Origin of the sequence: Variovorax sp. UMC13, from assembly GCF_014170375.1 — a bacterium.
In the GTDB taxonomy this organism is placed as follows: domain Bacteria; phylum Pseudomonadota; class Gammaproteobacteria; order Burkholderiales; family Burkholderiaceae_C; genus Variovorax.
This window is the reverse complement of sequence record NZ_LZZW01000015.1, coordinates 43,760-69,598: the sequence shown is the minus strand read 5'-3', so window position 1 is coordinate 69,598 and position 25,839 is coordinate 43,760. Positions and strand designations below refer to the sequence as shown.

Below are 25,839 nucleotides of genomic sequence, written 5' to 3'. Positions count from 1 at the left end.
CGGCTATCTAGGGGATGTGTTCGCGAGTTCAAGACCCCCCGAAGGTGCCCTGTGCGCACTTTCTGACGGGCAACGCTGCGAGGCGCTCGCAGCAGGGCGCCGCTCTATTTGGCCGTCAAGGCGCCAGATCCTGAGCGGGGTCAGAAGCCGAGATCAACCCGCTTGCTGCACTGTGTAGACGACCCCGCGCCGATCTTCGTCGACACCCGTACGACAACGGCTGATCCGGACAGAGGCTCAGCGCTTCCGAAAACCCTGCCGACCAGGGACATGGAACGCCGGCACATCTCCTTCGGCCGATCCCTTTGAACTGCCGATTGCCACCCTTGAAATCTTGCGCGGCAGGGGCTATCTTTCCTTCCGTCGAAGCTGGTCAAGCCACAAGGAGGTAATGAAATGACCATGAACTTGCTCAGGCAAATCGCGGGATCTCGACTGCCCGTATCGTTCTACCGTAGCGAGGAAATTGACAGTGTCCGGGTGCTCCGAGCCGCCGGCCTCGTGATTGCACTCGTTCCCGCGCCCTCTGATCCTCTTGCCCTGGCGGGCTCCCGTCCTGCCGCCCAGGTACTGGCGATCACCCAGAAAGGGCGCGACGAGCTCTCGCAGCTTGGCTTGCAGGATATGCGCCCGCCTCGCTGGCGACTTCGCATGCCGAAGATCAAGTCGGCAATCCCGGCGTGGCGATCCCGCCCGCCCTCGGCTGCGAGAGAACAACATAGGCCGCATTAGAGAACACTCCATTGACGGGGGCAGCGCTATCGAAATCCGGGGCGTGCGCAGCGGGCTCGGTCGCAGGAAAGTCTGGTCTTGCAATATCAGCGTCAGCAGCAAGTGCGTCTTTGCCTGACCTGCACCAGCCCCGAACCTGGAGCCGGTGCGATGCGTGCAATGCTGGCACGGCTCCAGGCGGCGCAGCTCCCGCGCTCGCAGAGCCTCCCGCTGCCGTGCCAGGGGAGGGCGAGCAGGCGCAGGCTGAGTGTGACGACATGTCCGAGATCGGGGCCGTTTCCATATGACCCGGGGCTCAGCGATGCCTTGAAAGCATGTCCCATCGCGAAAGCGCCGACAGCGGATCGTGTGCAGCACTCGCCATTCCCATTGCCCACCGCACGCGCGTTGCGCCTTCGTTAAGTGCTCGCACTCAAAGTAATACAGGCATCCACTGGATGGCTGTCGGCCCCTCCAGCGTTTGGGGGACATTGGAGAAAACCGCACTCCGATCGCGGATGCAACGTTGAGGGACGGCGAGCGGCCGGCTATTTCGGAGCGTTGTGCATGGGCGGCTTGGGCGCGGACGGCGGATCGACAAAATGCTCAGGCTGCAGATGGAACACCGTGACCACAGCCACGATCGCAAGCGCAAGGAAAACCAGAAAGAGCAGCATCCACCGGAACGCTCGGCCAGTGACGCGAGGACGTCTCTCTTTTGCCATGCCTTGCCCGATCACTTCGGCGCCTGATTCCCCACTGGGTCAGGGGCCGGCTGTCGTATCGCCGTGTCCGCAATCGCCGGCTTGGGATCGGAGCTCCAGAAGAACGCGTTCGCTGCGACAGCTGCGACCACTAAGAAAATGACGACCGCAATGCCCCAGACGTAGATGCGGTTGTTGTCTTTGCGGTCGCCAACCTGCTGACGAATGTCCTTGATCATGTGCTTCTCCAATGGTGGAGAAACACTAGGTCCGGAGGCGGGTGGGGTTGCGTCGGACGGTGACGACATCGACGTACGAAAAAGCCACCTTCGGCATGCCGCAACGCCCGGCGCGGGTCGATGGGGCGCCATGGACGGGACCCGAAGTTCAGTACCCAGATAGCTCAGACTGGGAACTGATGCTGAGGGCAACTTCCTACAAGGTCTTTCCCGCCATTCCTTCAGGACACTCGAACGAGCAGGCCAGGATGCGCGTATGCACAGACTCGCTCCTTTTCGCATCCTTGGCACGGTGGCGCTGGTGACCTTCGCGGCAACAGGGTGCACCACGGGCCCGAAGCTCGAAGCGCAGTGGGCGGATCCCGCATTCAACGCACAGTCCCGGCTGCTGCAAGGCCAGCGGGTGCTGATTGCCTGCGACGCCTACGACACTGCTGTGCGCCAGATCTGCCAAGATCGGCTGGCGCGCGGCGTTCTGGCCAAAGGCGCAACGCCAGTTCCTGTGCCTGCAGGCACCCCTCTCGTTCAGGACAGGGAGTTGGACGCACAACTCATTCCCACGGCGCAAGCGTTGGGCGCGCGCGCGGTCCTCACGGTGACCATGACTCCCGCGACTGCAAGCGCCGGCTCAGGGCTTTCTGTTGGGATCGGCGGATTCAGTTTCGGTCGTGGTGGTGGAGCGGGCATTGGCCTCAGTGCGCCGATCGGCGGCGGCGAGGTCAACACCGGCTATGCAGCCAGTGGTCGCCTGACGGACTTGAAAGAAGGGCGGCTGGTCTGGGCCGCCACGCACGTGGCCAGTCCCTCAGGCAATCTTGAGACGCAGTTTTCGGAGCTAACGCAGGCGCTGCTCGATTCCGCGCAGGGCGCCGGGATGTTCTGAAGCTTCGACAAGAGATTGGATCTATCGTGCACACCCAGTCGACTTGGCATGAGTACAAGGAAGCACTATGAAGAAGAATCTTACGTCGCAGAACAAGGAAGGTGTCTCTGCCTTCCCGTTTCCCACTTCCGCGGACCATGGGGCGCGCGCGAGCGTCGAACATTCGCCCACCACGGAGGTTCCGAGCGAAGATGCGCTCGATCACGGCATCGAGGAGTCTTTTCCTGCAAGCGACCCCGTATCGGTCAGCGTCACCAAGCTGATCCCGATTGCCTCAGGGGCCAAGGCGCCGTCGGCCAACTCGGATGCAGGAGGGGAGGATCGTGGTGCATCGGACCACGTTCAGTCTCCTCACCCCGGTGACGAAGCTGCGCCGGGCAGCCCTGGAACCGGCGAGGGGTTGTGTCGCGAGTGTGGGGGCACGGGACGCACTGCCGACGGTGCCAAGTGTCAGGCGTGTGATGGCAGCGGCAAGGTCACGGTTGGCATCGGAGGCGCATGACAGCACAGTCGTGCGTACTGCGCGTGCGCATCAGGGCGACGAACGCGCCGATATTGGGCACTTCGATAGCCCCGTTGCAGCCTTTCTCCTGGCCAGCCCCTTTCAGGGCATCAGCGATGACAGCGTGAGTGCCCGATCGAGCATCTGCGGCGCCAGACCCAGGTAGTTCTCCGGCTCCTTGAGTCGACCGATGGTCGCGTGATCAAAGTGGCGCGTCCCTGCCGGCAGCGCCGCCACCACCTCGGTCAGCGTGCCGCCCGTTTCGTTGACCACGCTACATGCGTCGTAGACCACATCGTGGGCCTGCGAGCGGCCGAAGTCCGGCGCCATGCCCATCATCACCGCCTCGGCCACGATCAGACCCTTGCTGATCCTCAGGGTCTCCTTCATGCGGGCCTCATCGACGATCAGCCCTCCGAGACGCCACGCTGTGTCTCATCGAGCCACTGGCTCAGAGCCGCAACAGAGTTCGGCCGCCCAAACAACCAGCCTTGCGCGTACTGAACACCGCAGCCGATTAGAAACTCTGCCTGTGCTTGTGTTTCGACGCCTTCAGCGACCATTTCAAGGCAGAGCGTTCGCGCCAAGCCGAAAATGGCCAGCGCAACTTCTGACGCTTGGCCGTGACCGACGGCGGCATGTACAAACTGCCTGTCGATCTTCAGCAGATCGGCCTTCGTCCCGGCAAGGACGTCCAAGTTGGCGTAGCCCGTGCCGAAGTCATCGATGGCCACTCGCACGCCCAAGGCGCGGATCTGATTGATCACCTGGCTCATGTCCTCCCGAACAAAACTGGTTTCGGTGACCTCGAGCCAGTAGTTCCGTGCCGGCAGCCCGGTCGTCGCCAGCAGCTTGGTGAGTAGTTCCACGGCCAGGCCGGAGCGAAGGTCCAAGGCAGAAAAGTTGATGCTCACATGCATTTCTGGATGCTTGCGCAGGAACTGAGCCGTGTCGGCGGCCACAAGCTGGACCACGCGACGTGTGACGAGCGGCATGAGGCCTGAGCGCTCGGCAGCACCGATGAATCGGTCCGGGGGAACGAGAACACCGCCTCGCCTCCATCGAACGAGCGCCTCCGCGCCGACGCAACGCCCACTGCGCATGTCGACGATCGGCTGGTACTCCATGTAGACGCGGTCTGTCTGAAGCGCGCGGCGCAACGCTGCCGGCAGCGAGGTGAAGTTTCGAAGGAATAGAAAGAGCAGGGCGGAGAGCGCCAGACCCAGTACCGCCCCCAGAGGGATGAACCAAGCCGCGGCGTCATAGATGCGCGCTCGCACCCATGTCGCGGGAAAGTCCACGAAGGCGATGTAGTCGGACGTGCGCGATGCACTCAGGCTCAGCAGTCGGCTGCCGTCGAAAGAGGCCGAGGCCCCGGTCTGCTCGAGTCTCCGAAGGCTGGCGAGGTGAGGAGTGCCGCGATGCAGGACGATCGGCCCGCCGTCCTTGATGAAGGCGCCCAGCGAGACATCCTTGATGGTCGGCAGGAACATGGATGCAACGCCGCTGTGCACGAACGCTGCGACATCCCCTTGGGCGATCACGAAGTAGTCCGCACCCGCGGGCACCGGCCGGACAGACAGGCGGACGCTGCGCTCCCGCCGGACGTGGTCAGGGAGGGGAAGTGCGAAGCCGTTCGCCTCGGGGCCGAATGTCGAGCAGAGGATGAGGCCGGTGGCCGGGGCGATACGTGCCAATGCGCCGATGTGGCTGTAGCGCGACTGGACGGCCAGCATGCGCGCAATGTCGTCGATGCCACACGTTGTGGCTGGATCGACATCCATGCTGGCTGCCGCCATGGCCGCGTCAATCTGCGTGGCAATGAGCTCGGCGCGGCGCAGCACGCCGACCGAGAGTTCGGACGCACGTCGTTGCGCTCGTTGCACCCCCTGTTCATACGCCATCCAGACGGCACCCAGGACGCAGGCAGAGAAAAGCGTAACGCAAGCCAGGAATAAGGGAGCGCGGTCTGTATGCAGCGCGCGCCTCAATGCCTCTGAGCGCTTGCGAGTGACCCTGGGCTGTGCCAGCCCCGCCTTGTCAAAGGTGCGCATCGAAGCTTCTGCCGAGGACGGGTGCAATTCGACTTGAGGAAAGGAATCGCATGAATGTGAGGCTGCGCGCCCATCCCGTTGAGCGCGCTTGAAAAAGGCAGTCCGTGGGAGCCGGACAGGTCGAGCTGGACTCCCACTTTCTCTACGAAGGCGTGCGCCTTACCAAGCGTAGCCCAACTGAACGCGTGTCGCAACCCGGCTGGGGCCGTTGCTCATCGCGCCGGCAATGCCCACGCCGACGTTCAGTGCCTCGTTCACCTGGTAACCCCAGGCCGCGCCCACAGCGCTTTCTCCAGAGGAGGCTCGCCACGGCGACGCCGGTCCAGTGTTTGCCGGGCGCGAGCGCCGGCATCTGCGGCATGGCCAATGCTGCAGCCACGCCCTTCGCAGCGTAGGTCCGGGCATCCTGCGTCGCTGCGTTCACGGCCTGCTCGACTTGTCCCAGGTTGGCCGCGTCGGTCGCCTGCGTACCAGCCGCGACATTCGTGATCTGACGCGTCAGGCCTGCGGACGCGTCGCCCACCGACACGGTGTTCTCGCGGGTGGCAACCGAGCCCTTGCCCCGCGCGACGGAGTTGTTGCGCAAGGCCACCGTATTGGCGCCCAGCGCGACCGAATTGTTACCTGCAGCGATCGCGTTGTTGCCCACTGCGGTGGTGGGGTCAGCCGGCGCCCTCGCACCGGCACCGATCGCGACCGAGCCCGCGAAGTTCGCTTGCGCACCGTTGCCGATGGCGGTCGTGTCGTCCCCGTTGGCGACAGCATTCGGACCGATGACAGTTGCGCCCGTGCCGGTGGCCTTGCTGCCCGTGCCACAGGTGACGTTGCCGCTGCTGAAGCTGCACAAGCCGTTTTCAAACGCCCTGTTCATGACGTCCTGCAGCGCCGCAACCTGCTGGTTGGTGAAGCCGTTACGGCCGTCGCCGTGCGCACGAGATCGCGCGGCGGCGGCCGTGCAGCTGCAGTGCACATCCATGGCCGCGTCTGGCCACGCGCAATCGGGAAGGTGCAGCCCCATCGTCTCCACCGGCCGCGCACCGTTGGCCCTTGCGCTGCGAGCTCGCAAGGCATCCCCTGGCGCTTGTCCGTCCATCACGGGCGGCATGCATCTGTTGGTCAGCCCGTGCCTGAGCCGTGAAGTGACTTGGCTGCCCCGCGTGACGGCGCTGTGGGCCTCGGTGTGCCCCGGCGCACACCTGATGACCTCGCCGGTGGCTCGCCCAGGCCGCACTGGCAGGGCGGCAGCCACGTCCCGTCGCGATGACGTGCGCTGCGCTGCGCTGGCTCGGGTGCAGATCCTGGCGATACCGCTTCAGACTTGATTCCCGTGCAGACCTCGTCGTCACCCGGAACCTGTATCGATGCGGGCGGCGATGCGGAACGATTCTGTCAACTTCAGCCCCTCCTCAAGGAACGCCTATGCTGAATCAATATCTCAAGGGCGAGCACACAGGCATTCTGGTGAGCCAGGTTGCCACGGTGCTGGGCACGGCCCTGGGTGGCGTCTGGGCGTCGACGCAGTTGACCGCAGCAGCGTTGGGCTATCAGAGCCGCCTCGGTGCGCATTGGTTCGAGGTGCTCTCCACACCCGTCTATGCGCCCTGGATGCTCTTCGAGTGGTGGTATTTTTACGGCACCTATGCGCCCGAGGTGTTTCTGCGTGGCGGCGTGCTCGCTGCTGCCAGCGGGGTGGTCTCTGCGAGCATTGCGATAGGAATGGCGGTGTGGCGCGCCCGCACGACGGGCCGCGTGACGACCTACGGCTCGGCGCATTGGGCCGATCGCAAGACGATCGCCATGTCGGGGCTGATGCGCCCGCATGGCGTCTTCCTGGGGCATACGGGGGAGCCCGATGCGGCGTATCTGCGACACGGGGGGCCTGAGCACGTCCTTGCATGCGCACCCACGCGCACGGGCAAAGGCGTCGGTCTGGTGGTTCCTACTTTGCTGTCCTGGCCCGGGTCTGCCGTGATCCATGACATCAAGGGCGAGAACTGGCATCTCACCGCGGGCTGGCGCGAACGCTTCTCCCACTGCCTCCTGTTCAACCCGACGGATGTGCGATCGGCCGCAAACAACCCGCTGCTCGAGGTCAGGCGTGGAATGCACGAGGTGCGCGATGTTCAGAACATCGCTGACATGCTCGTCGATCCCCAGGGGGGACTGGAGCGCCGCGACCACTGGGAGAAGACCAGCCATTCCTTGCTCGTCGGCGCCATGCTGCATGTGCTCTACGCATGCGAGGACAAGTCCTTGCACGGGCTGGCAAACTTTCTCTCCAATCCCGCCTGCTCCTTCGAGGCCACGCTGCGCCGGATGCTGCACACGCCACATCTCTCGCAAGGCAGCGGGGGCGGGCCGCGGCCCGGACAGGTGCACCCGGTGGTGGCCTCGACGGCCCGCGAACTTCTCAACAAGAGCGAGAACGAGCGTTCTGGCGTGCTGTCGACGGCTGTGAGTTTTCTGGCGCTGTATCGAGATCCGATCGTCGCACGGGTGACCTCGCATTGTGACTGGCGCATTCAGGACCTGATCGCATCGCCGTATCCGGTTTCCCTCTACCTGGGCGTGCCGCCGTCGGATCTCGTTCGCACGCGGCCGCTGATCCGGCTGATGCTCAACCAGATCGGCCGCAGATTGACCGAATCACTCGACGAGGTCGAGGGCGCCGAGCGCAAGCACAAGCTGCTGTTCATGCTTGACGAGTTTCCCGCACTGGGGCGCCTGGACTTCTTCGAGAGCGCGCTGGCCTTCATGGCCGGGTACGGTCTTCGCGCCTACCTGATCGCGCATTCGCTCAATCAGCTGGACAAGACCTACGGTCAGAACCATTCGATCCTGGACAACTGCCATGTGCGCGTGGCGTTTGCCACCAATGACGAGCGCACGGCCAAGCGCCTGTCCGAAGCGCTGGGCACCGCTACCGAATTGCGAGCGCAGCGAAACTATGCCGGTCATCGCCTTGCGCCATGGCTCGCTCACTTGATGGTCTCGCGCCAGGAGACGGCGCGCCCATTGCTGACGCCCGGAGAGGTGATGCAACTGCCCGCGGACGAGGCGTTGGTCATGGTCTCCGGGTACCCCCCGATCAAGGCAAAGAAGCTGGTGTACTACGACGATCGCAACTTTGTGCGGCGTCTTCGTGCACCGCCGCCCCTGAGCACCAGGGGCTACGCGGATCGACCCGCCTCGCGCCCGGACGACTGGAGCGCGTTCTCGCCACTGCCCGCCATGGAGGATGCGCACGGCACTGTGGTTCATCCTGGCCTCGGTGGCGAGGGCGCGCCGCGGACGTCACTTGACGTGGTCGCCGAGATGCCGTTCTCAAAGAGTCAGGACCTTCTTCATGGGTTTGAGGACATGGACGACATCCTCTCTCGCGCGCCGGTGCATCAGCGCCCCCGTGCGAGCGTCGCACGCACGACGGCAATGGATGCCGACGACGGGATTGTCCTGTGACCCGCGCCCGCCTGAACATCTTCATCGAGCCCGAGCAGGCGACCCGGCTCGCGGAGGTCGCCGCCGTTCGGGGCGTCTCGAAATCCTCGCTGATCGCTGCGGCCTTGTCTCGCTTCCTGGCGCCCCAGGCGGATCAGCAGGGGGAAGCCATCGTCCGGCGCCTTGACCGGCTGTCGCGCCAGCTCGGACTCCTGCAGCGTGACCAGGCCATCCTGACGGAAACGATGGTTCTCTTCATTCGGCACTCCCTGGCGCTCGCGCTGCCCGTGCCGGAGAGCCAGCAGGAGGCGGTGCGAGCGCAGGGACGGCTGCGCTACACACAGTTCTTTGATCAGCTGGTGCGCCACCTTCAACGCGGCCGCAGCCTGGCGCGTGAGGTGGAGGACGGGATCGCCGCCGTCGATGCGCGCGACGTCCCCCAATCGGCTTCGCCTGACGGGCAGGATTCGATCGGGGCCGACTCTCTGCAGCGGAGCCGGCCATGAAGACCGAGGCCGGTCAGTTCGCTGCGCCGCTCGAGCGGCGCATCCGAATGCTGCGCAGTGCAATGGGTGCGGAGATCGCCGCGGCCTTGGAGGATCCCGAGGTGGCCGAGGTCATGCTCAACCCCGATGGCTCTCTGTGGGTAGATCGGCTGGGGACCGGCCGTGCGTCGATGGGCCTTGTGATGGCGCCGGAGGCGGCCGAGAGGATCATCCGGCTCGTGGCAGCGCATGTGCGCACGGAAGTCCACCCGGGCGCGCCGATTCTCTCCGCCGAGTTGCCGGAGACCGGGGAACGCTTTCTCGGCGTGCTACCGCCCCTCGTGCATGCCCCGTCCTTTGCCATACGCAAGCGCGCACTGCGCATTCTCACCCTGGCTGATTTCGTGGGTGATGGCGTGATGTCGCAGGCACAGGCCTCGTTCCTGCAAGTCGCTGTGCGCGACGAACTCAATATCGTCATCGCTGGCGGCACGAGCACGGGAAAGACCACGCTGGCCAACGCCTTGCTCCACGAGATTGCGCAACTGGGCGCCCGGGTCGTGGTTCTGGAGGACACCCTCGAGCTGCAGTGCGGCAGCGATGATCATGTCGCCATGCGCACGGAGCCAGGCGTCAGCACGATGGCCGATCTGGTGCGAGCAACCCTGCGGATGCGGCCCGACCGCATCGTGGTCGGCGAAGTGCGCGGCGCCGAGGCCCTCGACTTGCTCAAGGCCTGGGGCACCGGACACCCGGGTGGCATTGCGACCGTGCATGCGGGCTCGGCAGCCGGTGCGCTCACGCGCATCGAGCAGCTGGTGCAGGAAGCCTGCGTGACGATCCCCTGCGCGCTCATTGCCGAGACCGTCAACGTCATTGTCTTCCTGCGCGGGCGCGGACGGGCCCGAAGGGTCGAGGAGATCGTGCGCGTCACTGGCTTCGACGGGCGCGCCTACCGGCTCGAGCCACAGAGCGTGGCGGGCGGGGCCGCCCACAGCCCTTCGCCTGCCGTCTGCCCCGCCCTCATTCAAGCCACTGGAGAGAATCCATGACACGTATCGCTTCGCGCCGTTGGGCGCGTCTTCGCGCCACGCTCGGCACCGTGCTCCTGACTTTGGGCACGGTGCCAGTGCATGCGGCGGGGTCGAACATGCCTTGGGAGGCGCCACTGCAGTCCGTGCTCGAGTCGATCCAGGGACCTGTGGCCCGGATCATCGCGGTCATCATCATCATCGCGACGGGACTCACACTGGCCTTCGGAGACAGCAGCGGGGGATTTCGCAAGCTCGTGCAGATCGTCTTCGGCCTGTCGATCGCATTTGCGGCGTCGTCCTTCTTCCTGACCTTCTTCAGTTTTTCCGGCGGCGTGGTGCTGGCATGAACCACCCATTCGCAGCGGTGGGCGACGGGGCCGACGCACCGACGGCGGCCGGCTTCGAGGTGCCCCTGCATCGCGCGCTGACCGAGCCGATCCTGCTGGCGGGCGCGCCACGGACGGTGGCCATTGCCAACGGAACCCTGGCCGCGGCGGTGGGCCTGGGTCTGCAACTTTGGTTGCCCGGCCTTGCCTTGTGGCTCATCGGCCACGCACTGGCCGTCTGGGGGGCTCGGACAGACCCGCAGTTCATGCAGGTCTTCGCGCGCCACATCAAGCACCCCGTCATGCTGGACGCGTGAGGAAGGACCGCCATGATGCACCTTGCTGAATACCGAGCGCGGCCCTCCTTGCTCGCCGACTGGCTGCCCTGGGCTGCCCTGGTGGCACCCGGCGTCGTACTCAACAAGGATGGGTCCTTTCAGCGAACTGCGCGCTTCAGGGGCCCCGATCTGGACAGCGCCACGCCGAGCGAGTTGGCCGCCACCACGGCTCGGCTGAACAATGCACTGCGACGGCTGGGCTCCGGGTGGGCCCTGTTCGTGGAAGCGGAGCGCCGTCCGTCCGCGAACTATCCCGTCTCGTCGTTCCCCGAACCGCTGGCATGGCTGGTCGACGAGGAGCGGCGCGCCGCGTTCGAGGAAGAAGCTCGCCATTTCGAGAGCATCTACCACCTCACCGTGATGTTCCTCCCGGGCGAGCAGGCACGCGCGCGTGCCGCAGGGCTGCTGTACGAACAGGCTGCGGGGCAGGCCACGGACTGGCGGGAGCGGCTGGAGGCCTTCGTCGCGGAGACGGGACGGTTCTTCGGACTTTTTGAGGGCGTGATGCCAGAGGCGGCCTGGCTCGATGATGCACAGACGCTGACCTACTTGCACGGTTGCGTCTCCGCGCACCGTCAGAGGGTGGCCGTGCCCGAGGTGCCGATGCACCTGGATGCCTGGCTCGCCGACGCGGCGCTCGCCGCAGGGCTGTCGCCGATGCTGGGTGATCGGCATCTGCGCGTCCTGACTGTGCGGGGCTTCCCGTCTTCCACTTGGCCAGGCCTTCTGGACGACCTCAACCGCCTGGGGTTGGCCTATCGATGGTGCAACCGCTTCCTCTGCCTGGACAAGTCGCAGGCCGAGCGCGAGCTGGCGAGGCTGCGTCGCCAGTGGTTCGCCAAGCGCAAGAGCATCGTCGCGCTGCTGCGCGAGACGGTATTCCAGCAGGAGAGTCCGCTGGTCGACTCCGACGCTGCCAACAAGGCCCTGGATGCCGATGCGGCGCTCCAGGACCTCGGCAGTGATCAGGTTGCCTTCGGCTACATCACGGCGACCGTCGTGGTGCTTGACGCCGAGGCTTACGGAGCCGACGAGAAGTTGCGTGCCATCGAACGGGCCATCCAGTCGCGCGGCTTCGTGACCATCGCGGAGACACTCAATGCTGTCGATGCCTGGCTCTCGTCGCTTCCTGGACACGCGTACGCCAATGTGCGCCAGCCCCTGATCTCGACGCTCAACCTAGCCCACATGCTGCCCGTATCGGCCGTGTGGGCGGGCCCGGAGCGCAATGCGCATCTCGACGGTCCGCCGCTGATCGTGACGCGCACGGACGGGGCCACGCCGTTTCGTCTCGTGACCCATGTCGGCGATGTGGGCCACACCCTGGTCGTCGGACCCACCGGCATGGGCAAGTCGGTGCTGCTGGCGACATTGGCGATGCAGTTCCGCCGCTATCCGGCCTCGCGCATCTTTGCGTTCGACATGGGGCGCTCGATGCGCGCTACCGTGCTCGGCCTTGGCGGCGAGCACTACGACCTCGGGGCGGACCGGGCCATTGCCTTCCAGCCGCTCGCCTCCATCGACCGCGAGGATCAGCGCGCATGGGCAGCCGGATGGGTCGAAGACCGGCTGTCCCACGAAGGGGTGGTGGTCGGGCCGCCGGAGCGGGCTGCCGTGTGGTCGGCACTGGCGAGTCTGGCGAGTGCGCCCCGCGAGGAGCGCACGATCACCGGGCTGTCATTGCTGCTGCAGTCGAATGCCCTGCGCCAGGCGCTGCAGCCCTACATGCTTGGTGGGCCGCACGGGCTCCTGCTGGACGCCGAGTCGGACCGCCTGGGCGACGCCGGCGTCCAATGCTTCGAGATGGAGGAGCTCATGCACAGCAAGGCCGCGGCGCTGGCTGTGCTCGGATATCTCTTCTCGCGCCTCGATGCGCGCTTTGACGGCGCTCCGGCGCTGCTCATCCTGGATGAGGCCTGGCTCTTCCTGGACGCGCCGGTGTTTGCCGCACGCCTGCGGCAGTGGCTCAAGACCTTGCGCAAGAAAAACGTATCGGTGGTCTTCGCAACCCAGTCGCTTGCTGACATCCGGGACTCCTCCATTGCGCCGGCGATCGTCGAGAGTTGCGCAAGTCGCATCTTTCTGCCGAATGCCCAGGCGAGCGAGCCGCAGATCCGACACATCTATGAAGGTTTCGGACTCAACAGCCGGCAGATCGACTTGGTCACGCAGGCTCAGCCCAGGCGCGACTACTACTACCAGTCGCATGTGGGCAATCGCGTCTTCGACCTGGGGCTCGGGCCCGTGGCCCTGGCTTTCGCCGGCGCTTCATCGCCTCAGGACCAGCGCGCAATCGATGCCGTCGAGGCGTCGCTCTCGACGTCGGGTGGCGCGACATCGTCACACGGCGTGGCCGTGTCCCCCGGTGCCGCGTTCGCAGCCGCCTGGTTGCGCCATCGGGGTCTCGATTGGGCGGCGGACCTGCTGAGCTCATCGACCCGAGGAACGTTGCCCGGCGCAGCCGTTGCGCCTTTTTCTGGAATGCCTCAGGAGAAGCTCTGATGAAGAATCACGCGTTCACCCTTCTTGCGGCTGCGCTCATCGCCGGTGCGCCAACGGCCCGGGCGCAGTGGGTCGTGGTCGATCCCACCAATCTGGTCCAGAACGTCCTGACCGCCGCGCGAGCGCTCGAGCAGATCGACAACCAGGTCCGTCAGCTTCGCAATGAAGCACAGATGCTGAGCAATCAGGCCCGCCATCTCGCGTCCCTTGACTTCAGCGCGCTGGCGCGGCTCCAGGCCTCGCTGGCCGCCACGCGGGAGCTCATCGAGCAGGCACAAGGGCTGGCATTCACCGTGTCGAAGCTGGAGGACGAATTCGCGCGGCTGTATCCGCAGGCCTACACCAGTGCGCATTCAGGCCGGCAGATGGCCGGGGATGCGCAGGTGCGAGGGCGTCAAGCACTCGACGCGCTGCGCACCGCCACCCGCGTCCAGGCGCAGTCCATGCAGAACCTTGTCTCCGATGAGCAAGCGCTCACCGATCTGCTGAGGCGCAGCCAGTCCGCAGAGGGCGCCCTGCAGGCGGCGCAGGCAACCAACGAGCTGCTGGCGCTCCAGGCCAGGCAGACCATTCAGGGACATCAGTTGCGTATCACCCAGGACCGTGCCGTCGCACTGCTGGAGGCCCGGCACCTGGCAGCGGAGCAGAGGGCTCGGGAGGTGCGCCGACGCTTCCATGGTCGCGGGACACCGTACACCCCGCATGAAGTGAACTTCTACGGGAGCTGAGCGCCATGTGCACACCCGTCGCCTCGACGCCCGTGCTGACGTTCAAGGAAGAGCACGTTCCTTCCGAGGCCGCCCAGAGCGGGCGGATCTGCGGCGCTGCCATGGCGAGGTGGCTGCCGCCGCTGATCGGGACGGCTGCGCAACGGCGCCCATCCCGGCGGGGCCGGTGATGGACAACGTCTCGGTCATCGACCGTTTCCTGGACGTCTTCTCGCGCTACATCGATTCCGGCTTCGGGCTGCTCGCAGGAGAGGTCGCCTTCCTGACGGGGACCCTGGTGGCGATCGACATGACACTGGCGGGCTTGTTCTGGGCGATGGGGCAAGCCGCTGGCGGCAGCGGTGACGACGTGATGGCCCGCTTCCTGCGCAAGATCCTCTATGTGGGCGCCTTCGCCTTCATCCTCAACAACTTCAATGCGCTGGCCGGCGTCGTGTTCCGCTCCTTCGCGGGTCTGGGCCTGCTCGCATCCGGGGCGGGCATGCCGCAGTCGCAGCTGTTGCAGCCCGGGCGCCTTGCGCGCATCGGCCTGGACGCCGCCGCGCCAATCATGGCGCAGATCAGCGATCTGACCGGTTTTCCGGAGGTCTTCGCGCACCTCGATGTGCTCGTCGTGCTCCTGCTGGCCTGGCTGGTCCTGATCCTGACGTTCTTCGTGCTCTCGGTGCAGCTCTTCGTGACATTGATCGAGTTCAAGCTGACCACACTGGCGGGTTTCGTCCTGGTCCCCTTTGCGCTGTGGAACCGGACGGCCTTTCTCGCGGAGCGGGTGCTGGGCAACGTCGTCTCCAGTGGCGTGAAGGTCCTGGTGCTCGCGGTGATCGTCGGGATCGGCAGCGGCTTGTTCGACGAGTTCACGCTGGCGCCGGATGCAGAGCCTTCCATCGACCATGCCCTCGTGATCATGCTGGCGTCGCTCTCGATGCTGGGGCTGGGCATCTTCGGGCCTGCCGTGGCGACGGGTCTCGTGGCCGGCGCGCCGCAGCTCGGCGCCGGTGCGGCCGCGGGCACGGCGGTGGGCGCGGCGGGCGTGGCCTTCGGGAGCGCTGCGGCCCTGACAGGCGCGGGGTCGGCACTCGCTGCCGCCACACGCCTGGCCCCCGGTGCGGCCTCGTCCAACGCCGCGAGATCGCCGGCGTCGGTAACGTCCGCAACGTCGACGACGGCATCGACAGTGAGCCCGGGTGCGGGGGGGCCGGCGGCGGCGGCGTCTCGGCCCGCCACGTCCGCTCCCGGCGCTCGCTCGGCCGCCACCGCCGGGGACGCCTCCCCATCTGCGGAGCCTGGCTGGGCACGCCAGATGCGACGGCGCCAGCAGGTGGCCCATGCGGCGACCACTGTCGCTCACACCCTGCGCTCCGGCGACCAGGGTGGCAATGCGAGCGGGCCGAGCCTGCGTGACGACACGAACCCATAGGAGAAAGCCATGCCATTCAAACGACCGCGCGTGCGGTACTCGGACACCCCTGAGCCCGTGACGCCCTACCAGGCTGCCGCGCAAGTCTGGGACGAACGCATCGGCAGCGCCCGGGCGCAGGCCAGGAACTGGCGCCTCATGGCCTTCGGGAGCCTGACACTGGCGCTGCTGATGGCCGGCGGCTTCGTGTGGCGCAGCGCTCAGTCGCAGGTCACGCCCTATGTCGTGGAAGTCGACAGCGCGGGCGTGGTGCGCGCCATTGGCGAGGCGAGCACACCCTACAAGCCCAGCGACGCCCAGATCGCGCACCATCTTGCGCGTTTCGTGAGCAATGTGCGCTCGCTGTCCATCGACCCGATCGTGGTGCGCCAAAACTGGCTCGACGCCTACGAGTACACCACCGATCGCGGCGCCGCGACGCTCAACGACCACGCCCGCACCAGCGACCCCTTTGCGCAGATCGGCCGGCATTCGATGGTTGTCGAGGTCACGAGCGTCGTGCGAGCGAGCGAGTCATCCTTCCAACTTCGCTGGATCGAGCGCGGCTACGCGAACGGGGCACCGGACAGGGTGGAGCGATGGACGGCGGTGCTGTCGGTGGTGCTGCAGCCGCCGCGCACCGAGCAGCGGTTGCGGCGCAATCCGCTGGGCATCTACGTCAACGGCCTGTCGTGGAGCCGCGAGCTGGAGTCCGGCAGAGGGGCACCGTCGTGAGCCGCGGGCTGCATCTGCTGGTCTCGTCCGGCTTCATCGCATGCGTGGTCGGCTGCACGACGCCGGGCAAGGCGCCCCCGGAGATCGCGCTGGACCAAGCGCCGCCCGTGGCGATGCCGACGCCGCCTGATCCACTCCCTGCATCTCCCGCAGTTGCGCCGGTCGAGGTGGTCGCGGTGCCCGCGCCGCTTCCGTTGCCCTCGCAGCTCAAGGCCTTGCCCGACGAGTTGGCGGCGAAGGCTGGCGCGGAGCCGGCCGATGAGAAGGCCCGCGTTGCGCGCGCCAATGAGGACGCACGCATCGCGCCGACACGCGAGGGCTATGTCAACGCCATCCAGGTCTGGCCCTATGCCGATGGCGCGCTGTACCAGGTGTACACCAGCCCAGGGCGGGTGACCGTCATCGCCCTGGAGCCCGGAGAGGAACTCGGGACCGTGTCGGCCGGGGACACCGTGCGCTGGATCGTCGGCGACACGGTCAGCGGCACCGGCACGACGCAGCGGGTGAACATTCTCGTGAAGCCGACTCGCGCGGGCTTGCGGACCAACCTGGTGCTGTCGACCAACCGGCGAACCTACCTGCTCGAATTGACAGCCACGCCGCAGGCATGGATGGCGTCGGTGTCATGGGACTACCCGCGCGACCGGCTGCTGGCCCTGCAACGGCAGGCGCGAGATGCCCAGCGCGAAGCGCCTGTGGCCGCCGGTGTGGCCCTGGAGCAGCTTCGGTTTCGCTATGCCATCACCGGCGACAGCCCGGCCTGGAGGCCGCTGCGCGCCTTTGACGACGGGCAGCGGGTCTATGTCCAGTTTCCCGACGGCATTGCGCAGGGCGAACTCCCTCCTCTGTTCGTCATCGGTCCCAAGGGCGACGCCCAGCTGGTCAACTATCGGTTTCGTTCACCCTACTATGTGATCGACCGGCTCTTCGGCGCGGCCGAACTTCGTCTGGGCGGGGACAAGGGGCAGGCCGTTCGCATCGAGCGCAACGACGTTGCCGCAGCCCGGCCCAAGGAGTGAGCATGAGCGCGCACGACGGACGCGAGCCGCACGACTCCCAGCAGGCGGAGGTCACCGCCGCCCCGAAAGTGCCCCCGCAGGAGATGCCGCTGCGGGCTCGGCCGCGTCCGGTCAAGCGTCTGAGCCGGCGCATGCTGGCGCTGGGGACCGGTGTCCTGGCTGTTGCGGTGCTGGGTGCCACGCTCTGGTCGCTTCGGGCATCGCCGCGCATGCACGGCAGCGGCATCGAGCTGCACAACGTCGAGCGCGTCGCGCGTGCGGATGGCCTCGAACGCCTCCCGCGCGACTACGCAGGCATTCCGCCTGCGGTGGCCTCCGCGCCGCCCGTGCTCGGTGAGCCGCGCCCTGGCGATCCGGGGCCCGCCGTGGGCAATGTCACGCCATCGGGCCCGAGCCAGGGCAATGTCGCAGGCGGCGATGCTGCCCAGGCGGCCCGGTTGGCGGCCGAAGAGGCGGCGCGTTCGCCGGTGTTCTTCCAACGCGCTGGCGCTGGCCAGACGCCGATCGCGCGCAGCGCGGCGCGAGCCATGCCTGTGGAGGCTGACGCCAGCCCGACGGCAGGGGCGCCACAGCCATTTGACCCCCGTGTCGCGGGTGCGTCGTCCCCCGGTTCACCCCGCTCCGGAACGGGTGAGCAGGATCCGACGCGGGCCCAGGGTCAGCAGGCCGAGAAAGAGCGCTTTGCTGGCGCGTCGCCGGCGCAGGATACATCCACGAGTCGCAATACGGCGCCGCTTCTGCCGCCTCTGTCACCGTACCAGGTCATGGCAGGCGCCATCATCCCGGCAGCGCTTGCCACAGGCATCAACTCCGATCTTCCGGGTCAGGTGATCGCCACCGTGACGCAGGGTGTCTATGACACCGCCAGCGGACAACATCTTCTGATTCCGCAGGGGTCCAGGTTGATCGGGCGCTATGACAGTCAGGTGAGTTTCGGTCAGCGCCGCGTTCTCCTGATTTGGACGCGCCTGATCCTGCCCGATGCCTCGTCGATAGCGCTCGATCGCCTGCCTGGTGTCGATCCTGCGGGCTATGCGGGCCTGGAGGACGGTGTCGACTGGCACTGGGATCGCATCCTGTCTGCGGCTGCGCTGTCGACGCTGCTGGGCGTCGGGGCGGAACTGGCCGCGCCGCAAGACCGCTTTGTGCAGGGGGATGACCGGACGGTGATCGCCCTGCGCGACGGCGTGCAGTCGTCCATCAACGAGGTGGGCCAGGATCTCACCCGACGCAGCATGAGCGTCCAGCCGACCCTGACGGTGCGGCCTGGGTCCGCGGTGAGCGTGGTGGTCAACAAAGACCTGGTCCTGAGGCCGTATCAGCCCTTGTTCTTCACGAGGACCCCACCATGATCCGGCGCATCGGCGCAGGCCCTGGCGCCTTGAAACCTGGCCGCGCCGTGAGACGGGCAGGCCGATGGCCCGACCCGCCAGGGGTCGATGGCACAGCGCGAAGCCTGCGCGCCCACGCACCGGTGGCTGTACGCACCGGTGGACGTCACGCGCTTGGCCCCGCCCATCAGGCGGCGAACTGCAGGGAGGTCCGAGGCTCAGCGGCGCTGAGCGCAAACGCCGAGCCGGGCGCGCATGGCGCCAGGACGATCCGCCGGCTGTCCAAAGCGTCAGCGCATCGCGCACCGGTGGTCGCGCGGCGACGAGCGTCGGTGTGCGACGCTTCGGCGCAGCAGCCGCCCGGGTGCGATCGATGTCGTCAAGCTCGACCGCGCGAGCGAACGAGCGAACGAGTTTGATGGGCCGAGTGGCGGCCCATGTTTGCATGCCGTTGCGGGGGGCACCCGGCGCGACGGCTGCAAACCGGTACCTTGGTGAAAGGAGCACGTCCATGGCTTGTCCACATGATGCAGAAGGCGGTTGCGGCATGGCGCCGACGGCCGCGGTGACCACCCCCGCTTTCTACAGGCTGGCGTCCGTCTTGCGCATCACTGCGCTCAGCCGCGCGACGCTCTATAGGCGCATCGCACAAGGCCGATTCCCGCGACCCGTGCATCTCGGTGGGCGCGCCTGTGGCTGGTCGCATGCTGCGGTGCAGGACTGGATCGCCGATCCCGAGGGCTATGCCGCGCGGCAGGAGGAGGGCGTCGCAGCGCCACCGCGGGGCAGCTCCTGTGTGTCGCCCGAATCGGCAACCTAGGCACAGTGCACGCGGCAGCGTGTCCTGCGTTTCTTGCCTGACCAGCCTTCCTTGCGCGGTGAGCCGTCGGCGGACGGCGCCGCGCCCGGGCAAAGCACGGCGGGCCGACCTTGTCAGATGTGCTTCGAAGGTCCGCGCGCAACGTGTCGCTGGCGGCCGCTCATGTCAGCGCGTCTGACGCACCCCAGGGGCTGGACGGGCGGTCGCGGCCAGCGGTTGTCGAACTGACAGAGGCCTTCCTCTCCAAAGAGGGCGCCAAGCTTGCCGATGCGGGGCCTGCGCCGCTTGGAGGGCTCGGGAACGCGGGAGACAGCATGAGAATGCGCATCACCTTGGGCTGAGTTGAGGGTTCCCCAGGGGGGTGACGAAAGGCTTGAGGCTCCACCTGTGCGCGATGGCGAGGCGATCTCGGGTCAGCACCTGACCTGTGGTTTGACCAACCTGCCTAGAATCGCACGACAGATTTCCAGAGCCCGGCGACGCCTTGCTCACCACAATCACAGATCGCGCAGGTACACATGAAGAGGGAATACGCAGCCATCCTTTCGACGCTCAACGGCGGAGGGGAGGCGGTTGTTCAAAGCTGGGTCGAAGAGGCCGGGGCGAAGGACGCCGCTTCCCGGCGATCCATGGAGGCGGAAGCGCGCGAGGTTTCCAAGGCGCTACACACCGCCCTCAGCGCCGGGGGCGACCCCTTGACACTTCAGGGCGCTGGTTGGGCTGAGCTTCGCAACGTCCTCGAGTCGCTGTCGCGCTCGCGGGCCGCACGCGGTCAGTCTGCCGGGGAGACGAGCCTGTTCATGCTGGCGCTCAAGAAGCCCCTGTTCACAGGACTGCAGCAACAGTTCGGTACGGATTCTGCAGCGCTCATGGAGGCGATTTGGGCCGCGACCACGATGGTTGACAAGATCGCCCAGCATACGGTCTCGATTTTCCAGCAGGCGCGCGAAGACATCATCAAGCGTCAGCAGGAAGAGCTGCTCGAGCTCTCCACCCCTGTGATCAAGCTTTGGGAGGACGTACTTGCTGTCCCGATGATCGGCACGCTCGACAGCAACCGCACGCAGATCGTGATGGAGACGCTGCTGCAGAAAATCGCCGAAACCGAATCCGGTCTTGCCATCATCGACATCACGGGTGTGCCCACAGTGGACACCCTGGTCGCCCAGCACCTCTTGAAGACCGTCAGTGCCATTCGCCTCATGGGCGCGGATTGCATCATCAGTGGCATCCGTCCGCAGATTGCGCAAACCATCGTGCACCTCGGCATCGATCTGCAAGGCATTACCACCAAGGCGACGCTGGCGGATGCCCTGTCGGTCGCGCTGCAGAAAACGGGCTGGCGCGTCACGCGCGAGGCCGTAAGCCCATGACGGAACGCATTCCAATCCTGCGCATGGGCAGCGTGCTGCTCGTCACGATCCAGGTCGACATGCAGGACCAGACGGCCATGGCGCTGCAGGAGGACCTGGCGGAAAAGATTGCCAAGACGGGCGCCAACGGCGTTCTCATCGACATCTCGGCACTGGAGATCGTGGATTCCTTCGTCGGACGCATGCTTGCGAGCATCTCGGGTATTGCGAGGATTCTTTCCGCCACAACCGTCGTGGTCGGCATGCAGCCGGCCGTCGCCATCACGCTGGTCGAACTCGGCTTGTCTCTCGAAGGCGTTCGCACCGCACTCAACGTGGAGCGCGGTATGCAGCTTCTCGAGCGGTCACGCCGGGAGGCTGGCCTTGTCGACTGAAACCTCGGGGACCCTGCCCCTCACATCGGAACAGAATATTGTTGCGAGCCGCCAATTGGTGCGCACGCTGTGCCAGCAATTGAAGTTCTCGTTGGTAGATCAGACCAAGATGATCACGGCGGCCAGCGAGCTGTCTCGCAACACGCTCGTCCACGGCGGCGGCGGCCGGATGCGGTGGGAGTTCTTGGAGAGCAACGGCAGGCGCGGATTGCAGCTCCACTTTGAGGACGATGGGCCTGGTATCGCGGACATGAAGCTCGCGCTGACCGATGGCTGGACCAGTGGTGGCGGCATGGGACTGGGCCTGCCTGGGAGCAAGCGCCTGGTCAACGATTTCGACGTCCAATCTGCGCCGGGCCAGGGCACCCGAGTGAGCATCACCCGATGGAAGTGATGCGAGGCTGGACGCATGCCGTATTCCCGATCGACGACGCGAGCCGCATCGGGGAAGCACGCCGTCATGCTTCGTACCTCTGTGCCGAACTGGGCTGGGGCGACGTCGAGACAGGCAAGCTCGCCCTGATCATCACCGAGCTCGGGACGAACCTCTTGCGGCACGCGTCGCAAGGGCGCCTGCTCATCGCTGTGCGCTTGCCTTTCGACGATGTCGAGGTGATCAGCCTCGACGAGGGCCCAGGCATTTCGAGCGTCGCCCGCTCCATGGAGGACGGCTATTCCACCGGACACGGCTCACCCGGCACGGGCCTGGGCGCGATTCGTCGCCAAGCCAGCAGCTTCGAAATGCATTCGACGGTTCCCGGCGGGACCATCTGCGTCGCGCGCGTAAGGCGCGCCCAGGAGCCCGCTGAACGGGTCAAGTCCCTGGATGTCCAGCACTACGCGTTCGGGGCGATCTGTGTGCCTATACAAGGGGAGTCGGTCTGCGGAGATGCGTGGAGTGTCGCGCTCGATGACATGACCGCGACAGTATTGGTCGCCGACGGCTTGGGTCACGGGCCTCATGCGGCTGCGGCATCGCAGTCAGCACTGGATGAATTCGCGGCGGATGCTGCAGACGATTTGCGCCACCTGGTCGAGCGCACGCATGCGCGACTCCAGACGACGCGCGGCGCAGCCATCTGCGCTTTGCGCATTGACGGCGAGAACCAGACCGTTTCTTGTGCGGGCGCAGGAAATGTGGTCGCGCGCATCGTCTCGGGCGTGTTCGACCGCTCCATGGTGACGCAGCACGGTACGGCCGGGGTCCAGATTCGCAAGCCAGACCAGAGCACACTGCAAATGCCCCAGCATGGGGTGACAATTGTTCACAGTGACGGCTTGGCGTCTCGTTGGGACACGGCCCCCATCCTTCCCGTGCTGGAGCGCGATCCCACCCTCGCTGCGGCCATTCTTTTTCGGGATTTTTCACGCGGGCGCGACGATGCCACGGTGGTGGTGATCCGACAGGAGGTTAGAGCGTGACGGACTTGATTTCGGCATTCCCTGCCGCCCCTCCGAGTGCCGAGATGAGTGCGCTCCTCGCGGCTGCGCGCCAAGAGAGCGAGGAGCTTCGTGCCGAACTCGAGGAGACCAACCGCGGCGTCGTGGCCCTGTATGCCGAGCTCGATGGGCAGGCAGAGCAGCTCAAGCGTGCCACCGAGCTCAAGAGCCGCTTCCTAGCCTACATGAGCCATGAATTTCGCACGCCCGTGAACGCCATTCGAAGCATCGCGCGGCTGCTGAGTGACCGTGTGGATGGTCCGCTCACCAGTGAACAGGCCAAGCAGGTCGACTTCATCCAATCGATGGCAACCGAGTTCGCGGAGATGGTCGACGACCTTCTCGACCTGGCCAAGATCGAAGCGGGGCGGGTCGAGATTTCGCCTGCCTGGTTCGAAATGGTCGACCTATTCTCTGCGCTGCGCGGCATGTTCAAGTCGGTACTGATCAACCCAGGTGTGACACTCGTTTTCGAAGAGCCGGTCGATCTGCCCAAGCTCTACACCGACGATCGCAAGTTGTCGCAGATCCTTCGCAACTTCATCGCGAACGCCTTGAAGTTCACCACGCACGGCGAGGTGCGGGTGTCGGCGCGACGGCAGGACGATCAGACGATTCGGTTCTCCGTACTCGACACCGGCATCGGCATCGAGCCCAAGTTCCACGCTGCTGTTTTCAATGACTTCTCCCAGGTCGACTCACCGGTGCAGAAGCGATTGCGCGGTACGGGCCTGGGCTTGTCCCTGAGCAAGCAACTCGCCGAGATCCTTGGCGGCCGGGTCGAACTCGACAGCGAGCTCGGCAAAGGCTCGACGTTCTCCGTGATTCTTCCCTTGCATGTCTCTCCCGTGGCCGAGCAGGAGTCCGCGTGACCGAAGGGCCTCTCATCAACGCCACCATCGACCGAGCGCTGCACACGGTGCTGGTGGTCGATGACAACCCGGCCACACGTTACTCGACGGCACGCATCATCCGAGCGGCCGGCTTCCTGACGCAGGAAGCCGGCACCGGCTCTGCCGCGGTTGCCATGGCCCCGACGGGAATTTCCGCCGTGGTGCTCGACGTCCACCTGCCGGACATCGACGGTTTCGAGGTCTGTCGACTGCTGCGCATGGATGTCGCCACGGCACTGCTGCCGGTGATCCATCTGTCGGCGACCTATGTGGAAAACGCGGACAAGGTGGCGGGGCTGAACGCGGGTGCCGATGCCTACCTGGTTCACCCCGTCGAACCCGCGGTGCTCATCGCGACCTTGCAGGCTCTGATCCGGGCCCGCATGGCAGAGGACAACCTGCGTCGCAGCGACGTTCGTTTCCGTGCCGTGTTCAGCCAGGCCATGAGCGGCATTGCACTCATTCACGCCAACGGGAATTTTGTCGACATCAATCCTGCCTTGGAGGTCATGCTGGGTCGACCTCTCAAGGAGCTGCTGGGCCAGCCGGTCTGGAGCTTCGCTCCGCCTGATTGGGTGGATTTCGTGCAGGAGCGCACCATCACCTCCATCGAGGTCGGCGCCGCATGGCAAGGTGAGTTTCCGCTCGTGCGGGCCGATGGAAGTTGGGTGTACCTTCAATGGAGCATCTCTGCGCACGTGGAACCGGGACTGCGCATCGGCATTGCCGTGGATGTTTCAGAGCGCCAGGAACTGGACCGGCGCCGCCAGGAAATCCTCGAGCGGGAGCAGGCCGCCCGAACCGTCGCCGAACGACACAGTCGCACCAAGGACGATTTCGTCGCCGTGCTGTCACACGAGCTTCGTACGCCGCTCAACTCCATTTCAGGATGGGTGCACATCCTCAAGAAGCGTGGCGCCGCGCCTGAGATGCTGCGCGCACTGGAGGCCATCGACCGCAGCGTGCACGCCCAAGCGCGCATCATCTCGGACATCCTCGATGTGTCGCGCATCAGTTCGGGCAAGCTGCGGTTGGACCGGCAATGGTGTGACGCGTCGACCCTCGTGAGCGAGTCCATCGAGGGCCTCCGCTCGCCCCTTGAGAAGAAGCAGCTCCGGCTTGAACTCGATTTGGCACCGCAGGGGCAGATGAGTTGGCTGGACTCGACTCGCCTGCAGCAGATCGTCTGGAATTTGATGACGAACGCCATCAAGTTCTCCAAGGAGGGTGGCGTCATTCGCGTCTCACTGGCACGTGAAGGCGAGATGCTCAGACTGGTCGTTCAAGATCACGGGCGCGGCATCCGCCCCGATTTTCTCGAGCACCTCTTCGACCGCTTCAGCCAGAGCGATTCACCAGACAACCGCGCCCATGGGGGCTTGGGCCTGGGGCTGTCGATCGTCAAGCACTTGGCCCACCTCCATGGCGGCGACGCCACGGCACAAAGCCCGGGCGTTGACCAAGGGGCAACGTTGACGGTGACGCTGCGCGTATCCGATGCAAGTGTTCAAGCTGATCAGGTGCTGTCCGCGCGACGGCCTGCCGCGACCATGCTGCCGGGCGATCAACCCCTGGAAGGCCTTGAGGTCCTGGTCGTCGAGGACAACGTCGAGGCCAGCGAGATGCTGGCCATGATGCTCACAGAACTGGGCGCAAAGGTACGCGTGGCCGACAACTACGACGCCGCGCTGGAAGCCGTCCGGCAGCGCTGGCCGTTCGTGTTGATCAGCGACATCGGACTGCCGGGACGAGATGGCTACGAGCTGATGCGAACCTTGCGCGATCTGACGAGCACATTTGAGCGTCCCCGCATCCTTGCCATCGCACTCACCGCCTTCTCCCGCCCGCAGGACCGCGAACGCGCCCTGGAGGCGGGCTTCGACTATCACCTGAGCAAGCCAGTGCAACCGCACTCCCTGTTGTCGGCCATTGCCGCCCTTCAGGGCGGAACGTCGATACTTGGGATACTTCCTGAAGAGTGAAGCCCGCCTGTGTCGGGGCGGATCAGGAGTGAACCCGAATGACCGACGGCCGGCCCTGCGGTGGCCCGCTGCGAGGCTGAGTCGCCCTGGCGTGGAAAGCAGTGCCACTCACGGGAGCGGACGCGCTTACCACCTGCCACTTTCCCGCATTGGCTCGCTGTACGGAGCCGCAGTTGGCGGTGCGACCGGTAGCCCGACAATCCGGAGGCGCCGGTAGGCGTCCAGAAGAGCATCACGCGCGCCGCTCTCGCCAGCGGCCAACCGCCGCAGAGCTTCTGCATACTGATCAGTGGCTGCGTGCCACTCTGCTTCGCTATGGGTATTGAAGTTCATCGCGCATCTCCCATTCGATTTGTCACAGTTGATCCAGACCTACGGTGTAGCGCATTTACGGGCAGGGCCGCGAGGCAGATCAACAAATACTTGCCGCCAAGGTGGAAAGTAGAAACGCTGCGACTTTTGTCACACGCTTGTGCCCTCTGGATCTGGGCGAGACACTCAAAGAACGCATCGCGCGAGTGAGGTAGCACAT

The 25,839-nt window shown here is 65.8% G+C and carries 24 protein-coding genes and 1 pseudogene; 20 read left to right on the top strand and 5 right to left on the bottom strand.

The annotated features are described in order from the left end of the window. Positions 1 to 1,259 precede the first annotated feature (1,259 nt). Positions 1,260 to 1,388 (bottom strand): hypothetical protein, encoded by a 129-nt coding sequence (locus tag A9977_RS34245; protein ID WP_259651933.1) that lies wholly within the window; start codon positions 1,386 to 1,388, stop codon positions 1,260 to 1,262. Positions 1,389 to 1,447: 59 nt separating this feature from the next. Then, positions 1,448 to 1,654 carry a hypothetical protein gene (locus A9977_RS12420; protein WP_183025153.1) on the bottom strand — a complete coding sequence of 69 codons (207 nt, stop codon included), beginning with the start codon at positions 1,652 to 1,654 and terminating at the stop codon, positions 1,448 to 1,450. 256 nt (positions 1,655 to 1,910) lie between these two features. On the opposite strand from A9977_RS12420, the gene A9977_RS12415 reads away from it, so the two are divergent. After that, on the top strand, positions 1,911 to 2,537 hold the full coding sequence (locus A9977_RS12415; protein WP_183025152.1) for a hypothetical protein: 627 nt from the start codon (positions 1,911 to 1,913) through the stop codon (positions 2,535 to 2,537). Between the two features lie 67 nt (positions 2,538 to 2,604). Continuing rightward, positions 2,605 to 3,039, top strand: a complete 435-nt coding sequence (locus A9977_RS12410; protein WP_183025306.1) for a hypothetical protein — start codon at positions 2,605 to 2,607, stop codon at positions 3,037 to 3,039. Positions 3,040 to 3,141: 102 nt separating this feature from the next. Here A9977_RS12410 and A9977_RS12405 read toward each other — a convergent pair. The 3 genes and pseudogenes from A9977_RS12405 to A9977_RS12395 all read right to left on the bottom strand — a co-directional run. Continuing rightward, positions 3,142 to 3,459: pseudogene (locus tag A9977_RS12405) on the bottom strand (3-carboxy-cis,cis-muconate cycloisomerase); the annotation flags it as partial. Beyond that, positions 3,447 to 4,943, bottom strand: a complete 1,497-nt coding sequence (locus tag A9977_RS12400; RefSeq protein WP_259651944.1) for an EAL domain-containing protein — start codon at positions 4,941 to 4,943, stop codon at positions 3,447 to 3,449. The pseudogene A9977_RS12405 and the gene A9977_RS12400, both read right to left, overlap by 13 nt. Before the next feature lie 292 nt (positions 4,944 to 5,235). Further along, positions 5,236 to 6,198 (bottom strand): hypothetical protein, encoded by a 963-nt coding sequence (locus tag A9977_RS12395; protein ID WP_259651932.1) that lies wholly within the window; start codon positions 6,196 to 6,198, stop codon positions 5,236 to 5,238. 314 nt (positions 6,199 to 6,512) lie between these two features. Here A9977_RS12395 and A9977_RS12390 point away from each other — a divergent pair, with 314 nt between their 5' ends. The 18 genes from A9977_RS12390 to A9977_RS12305 all read left to right on the top strand — a co-directional run bounded on the left by A9977_RS12390 (position 6,513) and on the right by A9977_RS12305 (position 25,307). Then, on the top strand, positions 6,513 to 8,552 hold the full coding sequence (locus A9977_RS12390; RefSeq protein WP_183025149.1) for a conjugal transfer protein TraG: 2,040 nt from the start codon (positions 6,513 to 6,515) through the stop codon (positions 8,550 to 8,552). After that, positions 8,549 to 9,037, top strand: a complete 489-nt coding sequence (locus tag A9977_RS12385; RefSeq protein ID WP_183025148.1) for a CopG family transcriptional regulator — start codon at positions 8,549 to 8,551, stop codon at positions 9,035 to 9,037. Before A9977_RS12390 ends, A9977_RS12385 begins: the two co-directional genes overlap by 4 nt. Beyond that, positions 9,034 to 10,068: a P-type conjugative transfer ATPase TrbB gene (trbB, locus tag A9977_RS12380; RefSeq protein ID WP_259651931.1), complete on the top strand. Its 1,035-nt coding sequence runs from the start codon at positions 9,034 to 9,036 to the stop codon at positions 10,066 to 10,068. Before A9977_RS12385 ends, trbB begins: the two co-directional genes overlap by 4 nt. Next, positions 10,065 to 10,397: a TrbC/VirB2 family protein gene (locus A9977_RS12375; RefSeq protein ID WP_183025147.1), complete on the top strand. Its 333-nt coding sequence runs from the start codon at positions 10,065 to 10,067 to the stop codon at positions 10,395 to 10,397. The genes trbB and A9977_RS12375 overlap by 4 nt, the downstream gene beginning before the upstream one ends. Next, positions 10,394 to 10,693: a VirB3 family type IV secretion system protein gene (locus A9977_RS12370; RefSeq protein ID WP_183025146.1), complete on the top strand. Its 300-nt coding sequence runs from the start codon at positions 10,394 to 10,396 to the stop codon at positions 10,691 to 10,693. Before A9977_RS12375 ends, A9977_RS12370 begins: the two co-directional genes overlap by 4 nt. 12 nt (positions 10,694 to 10,705) lie before the next feature. After that, positions 10,706 to 13,216, top strand: coding sequence for a conjugal transfer protein TrbE (gene trbE / locus A9977_RS12365; RefSeq protein ID WP_183025145.1), 2,511 nt, complete (start codon positions 10,706 to 10,708; stop codon positions 13,214 to 13,216). After that, positions 13,216 to 13,944, top strand: coding sequence for a P-type conjugative transfer protein TrbJ (gene trbJ, locus A9977_RS12360; protein WP_183025144.1), 729 nt, complete (start codon positions 13,216 to 13,218; stop codon positions 13,942 to 13,944). Before trbE ends, trbJ begins: the two co-directional genes overlap by 1 nt. A gap of 169 nt (positions 13,945 to 14,113) precedes the next feature. Next, a complete protein-coding gene (gene trbL / locus A9977_RS12355) occupies positions 14,114 to 15,361 on the top strand; it encodes a P-type conjugative transfer protein TrbL (protein ID WP_183025143.1) in 1,248 nt (415 codons plus the stop codon). A 9-nt stretch (positions 15,362 to 15,370) separates the two neighbouring features. Then, positions 15,371 to 16,075, top strand: coding sequence for a conjugal transfer protein TrbF (gene trbF / locus A9977_RS12350; RefSeq protein WP_183025142.1), 705 nt, complete (start codon positions 15,371 to 15,373; stop codon positions 16,073 to 16,075). After that, positions 16,072 to 17,094 carry a P-type conjugative transfer protein TrbG gene (trbG, locus tag A9977_RS12345; protein WP_310936123.1) on the top strand — a complete coding sequence of 341 codons (1,023 nt, stop codon included), beginning with the start codon at positions 16,072 to 16,074 and terminating at the stop codon, positions 17,092 to 17,094. Before trbF ends, trbG begins: the two co-directional genes overlap by 4 nt. A gap of 2 nt (positions 17,095 to 17,096) precedes the next feature. Further along, positions 17,097 to 18,446, top strand: a complete 1,350-nt coding sequence (locus A9977_RS12340; protein ID WP_183025141.1) for a TrbI/VirB10 family protein — start codon at positions 17,097 to 17,099, stop codon at positions 18,444 to 18,446. A gap of 64 nt (positions 18,447 to 18,510) precedes the next feature. Further along, positions 18,511 to 19,245, top strand: coding sequence for an AlpA family phage regulatory protein (locus tag A9977_RS34620; protein WP_310936122.1), 735 nt, complete (start codon positions 18,511 to 18,513; stop codon positions 19,243 to 19,245). Positions 19,246 to 19,763: 518 nt separating this feature from the next. Further along, the gene (locus A9977_RS12330) at positions 19,764 to 20,618 is read left to right on the top strand and encodes an STAS domain-containing protein (protein ID WP_183025139.1); all 855 of its coding nucleotides are present in this window, start codon (positions 19,764 to 19,766) and stop codon (positions 20,616 to 20,618) included. Then, positions 20,615 to 20,992 (top strand): STAS domain-containing protein, encoded by a 378-nt coding sequence (locus tag A9977_RS12325; protein WP_183025138.1) that lies wholly within the window; start codon positions 20,615 to 20,617, stop codon positions 20,990 to 20,992. Before A9977_RS12330 ends, A9977_RS12325 begins: the two co-directional genes overlap by 4 nt. Beyond that, positions 20,982 to 21,386, top strand: coding sequence for an anti-sigma regulatory factor (locus tag A9977_RS12320; protein WP_183025137.1), 405 nt, complete (start codon positions 20,982 to 20,984; stop codon positions 21,384 to 21,386). The genes A9977_RS12325 and A9977_RS12320 overlap by 11 nt, the downstream gene beginning before the upstream one ends. Further along, positions 21,377 to 22,414, top strand: a complete 1,038-nt coding sequence (locus A9977_RS12315; RefSeq protein ID WP_183025136.1) for a SpoIIE family protein phosphatase — start codon at positions 21,377 to 21,379, stop codon at positions 22,412 to 22,414. Before A9977_RS12320 ends, A9977_RS12315 begins: the two co-directional genes overlap by 10 nt. 44 nt (positions 22,415 to 22,458) lie before the next feature. Then, on the top strand, positions 22,459 to 23,304 hold the full coding sequence (locus A9977_RS12310) for a sensor histidine kinase KdpD (RefSeq protein ID WP_183025135.1): 846 nt from the start codon (positions 22,459 to 22,461) through the stop codon (positions 23,302 to 23,304). Further along, complete coding sequence (locus A9977_RS12305; protein WP_183025134.1) at positions 23,301 to 25,307, top strand: response regulator; 2,007 nt, start codon at positions 23,301 to 23,303, stop codon at positions 25,305 to 25,307. Before A9977_RS12310 ends, A9977_RS12305 begins: the two co-directional genes overlap by 4 nt. The last annotated feature ends 532 nt before the right edge of the window (positions 25,308 to 25,839 follow it).

Excerpts from the sequence above, each read along its gene's own strand:
- A9977_RS12330 (WP_183025139.1), top strand. The coding sequence starts at position 19,764 with ATGAAGAGGGAATACGCAGCCATCCTTTCGACGCTCAACGGCGGAGGG.
- A9977_RS12375 (WP_183025147.1), top strand. The coding sequence starts at position 10,065 with ATGACACGTATCGCTTCGCGCCGTTGGGCGCGTCTTCGCGCCACGCTC.
- trbL (WP_183025143.1), top strand. The coding sequence starts at position 14,114 with ATGGACAACGTCTCGGTCATCGACCGTTTCCTGGACGTCTTCTCGCGC.
- A9977_RS34245 (WP_259651933.1), bottom strand. The coding sequence starts at position 1,388 with ATGCTGCTCTTTCTGGTTTTCCTTGCGCTTGCGATCGTGGCTGTGGTC.
- A9977_RS12340 (WP_183025141.1), top strand. The coding sequence starts at position 17,097 with ATGAGCGCGCACGACGGACGCGAGCCGCACGACTCCCAGCAGGCGGAG.
- trbF (WP_183025142.1), top strand. The coding sequence starts at position 15,371 with ATGCCATTCAAACGACCGCGCGTGCGGTACTCGGACACCCCTGAGCCC.
- trbB (WP_259651931.1), top strand. The coding sequence starts at position 9,034 with ATGAAGACCGAGGCCGGTCAGTTCGCTGCGCCGCTCGAGCGGCGCATC.
- A9977_RS12415 (WP_183025152.1), top strand. The coding sequence starts at position 1,911 with ATGCACAGACTCGCTCCTTTTCGCATCCTTGGCACGGTGGCGCTGGTG.
- A9977_RS12370 (WP_183025146.1), top strand. The coding sequence starts at position 10,394 with ATGAACCACCCATTCGCAGCGGTGGGCGACGGGGCCGACGCACCGACG.
- trbJ (WP_183025144.1), top strand. The coding sequence starts at position 13,216 with ATGAAGAATCACGCGTTCACCCTTCTTGCGGCTGCGCTCATCGCCGGT.
- A9977_RS12410 (WP_183025306.1), top strand. The coding sequence starts at position 2,605 with ATGAAGAAGAATCTTACGTCGCAGAACAAGGAAGGTGTCTCTGCCTTC.
- A9977_RS12420 (WP_183025153.1), bottom strand. The coding sequence starts at position 1,654 with ATGATCAAGGACATTCGTCAGCAGGTTGGCGACCGCAAAGACAACAAC.
- A9977_RS12390 (WP_183025149.1), top strand. The coding sequence starts at position 6,513 with ATGCTGAATCAATATCTCAAGGGCGAGCACACAGGCATTCTGGTGAGC.
- trbE (WP_183025145.1), top strand. The coding sequence starts at position 10,706 with ATGATGCACCTTGCTGAATACCGAGCGCGGCCCTCCTTGCTCGCCGAC.
- A9977_RS12315 (WP_183025136.1), top strand. The coding sequence starts at position 21,377 with ATGGAAGTGATGCGAGGCTGGACGCATGCCGTATTCCCGATCGACGAC.
- A9977_RS12325 (WP_183025138.1), top strand. The coding sequence starts at position 20,615 with ATGACGGAACGCATTCCAATCCTGCGCATGGGCAGCGTGCTGCTCGTC.
- A9977_RS12400 (WP_259651944.1), bottom strand. The coding sequence starts at position 4,943 with ATGGCGTATGAACAGGGGGTGCAACGAGCGCAACGACGTGCGTCCGAA.
- A9977_RS12395 (WP_259651932.1), bottom strand. The coding sequence starts at position 6,198 with ATGCCGCCCGTGATGGACGGACAAGCGCCAGGGGATGCCTTGCGAGCT.
- A9977_RS34620 (WP_310936122.1), top strand. The coding sequence starts at position 18,511 with ATGGCCCGACCCGCCAGGGGTCGATGGCACAGCGCGAAGCCTGCGCGC.
- A9977_RS12310 (WP_183025135.1), top strand. The coding sequence starts at position 22,459 with ATGAGTGCGCTCCTCGCGGCTGCGCGCCAAGAGAGCGAGGAGCTTCGT.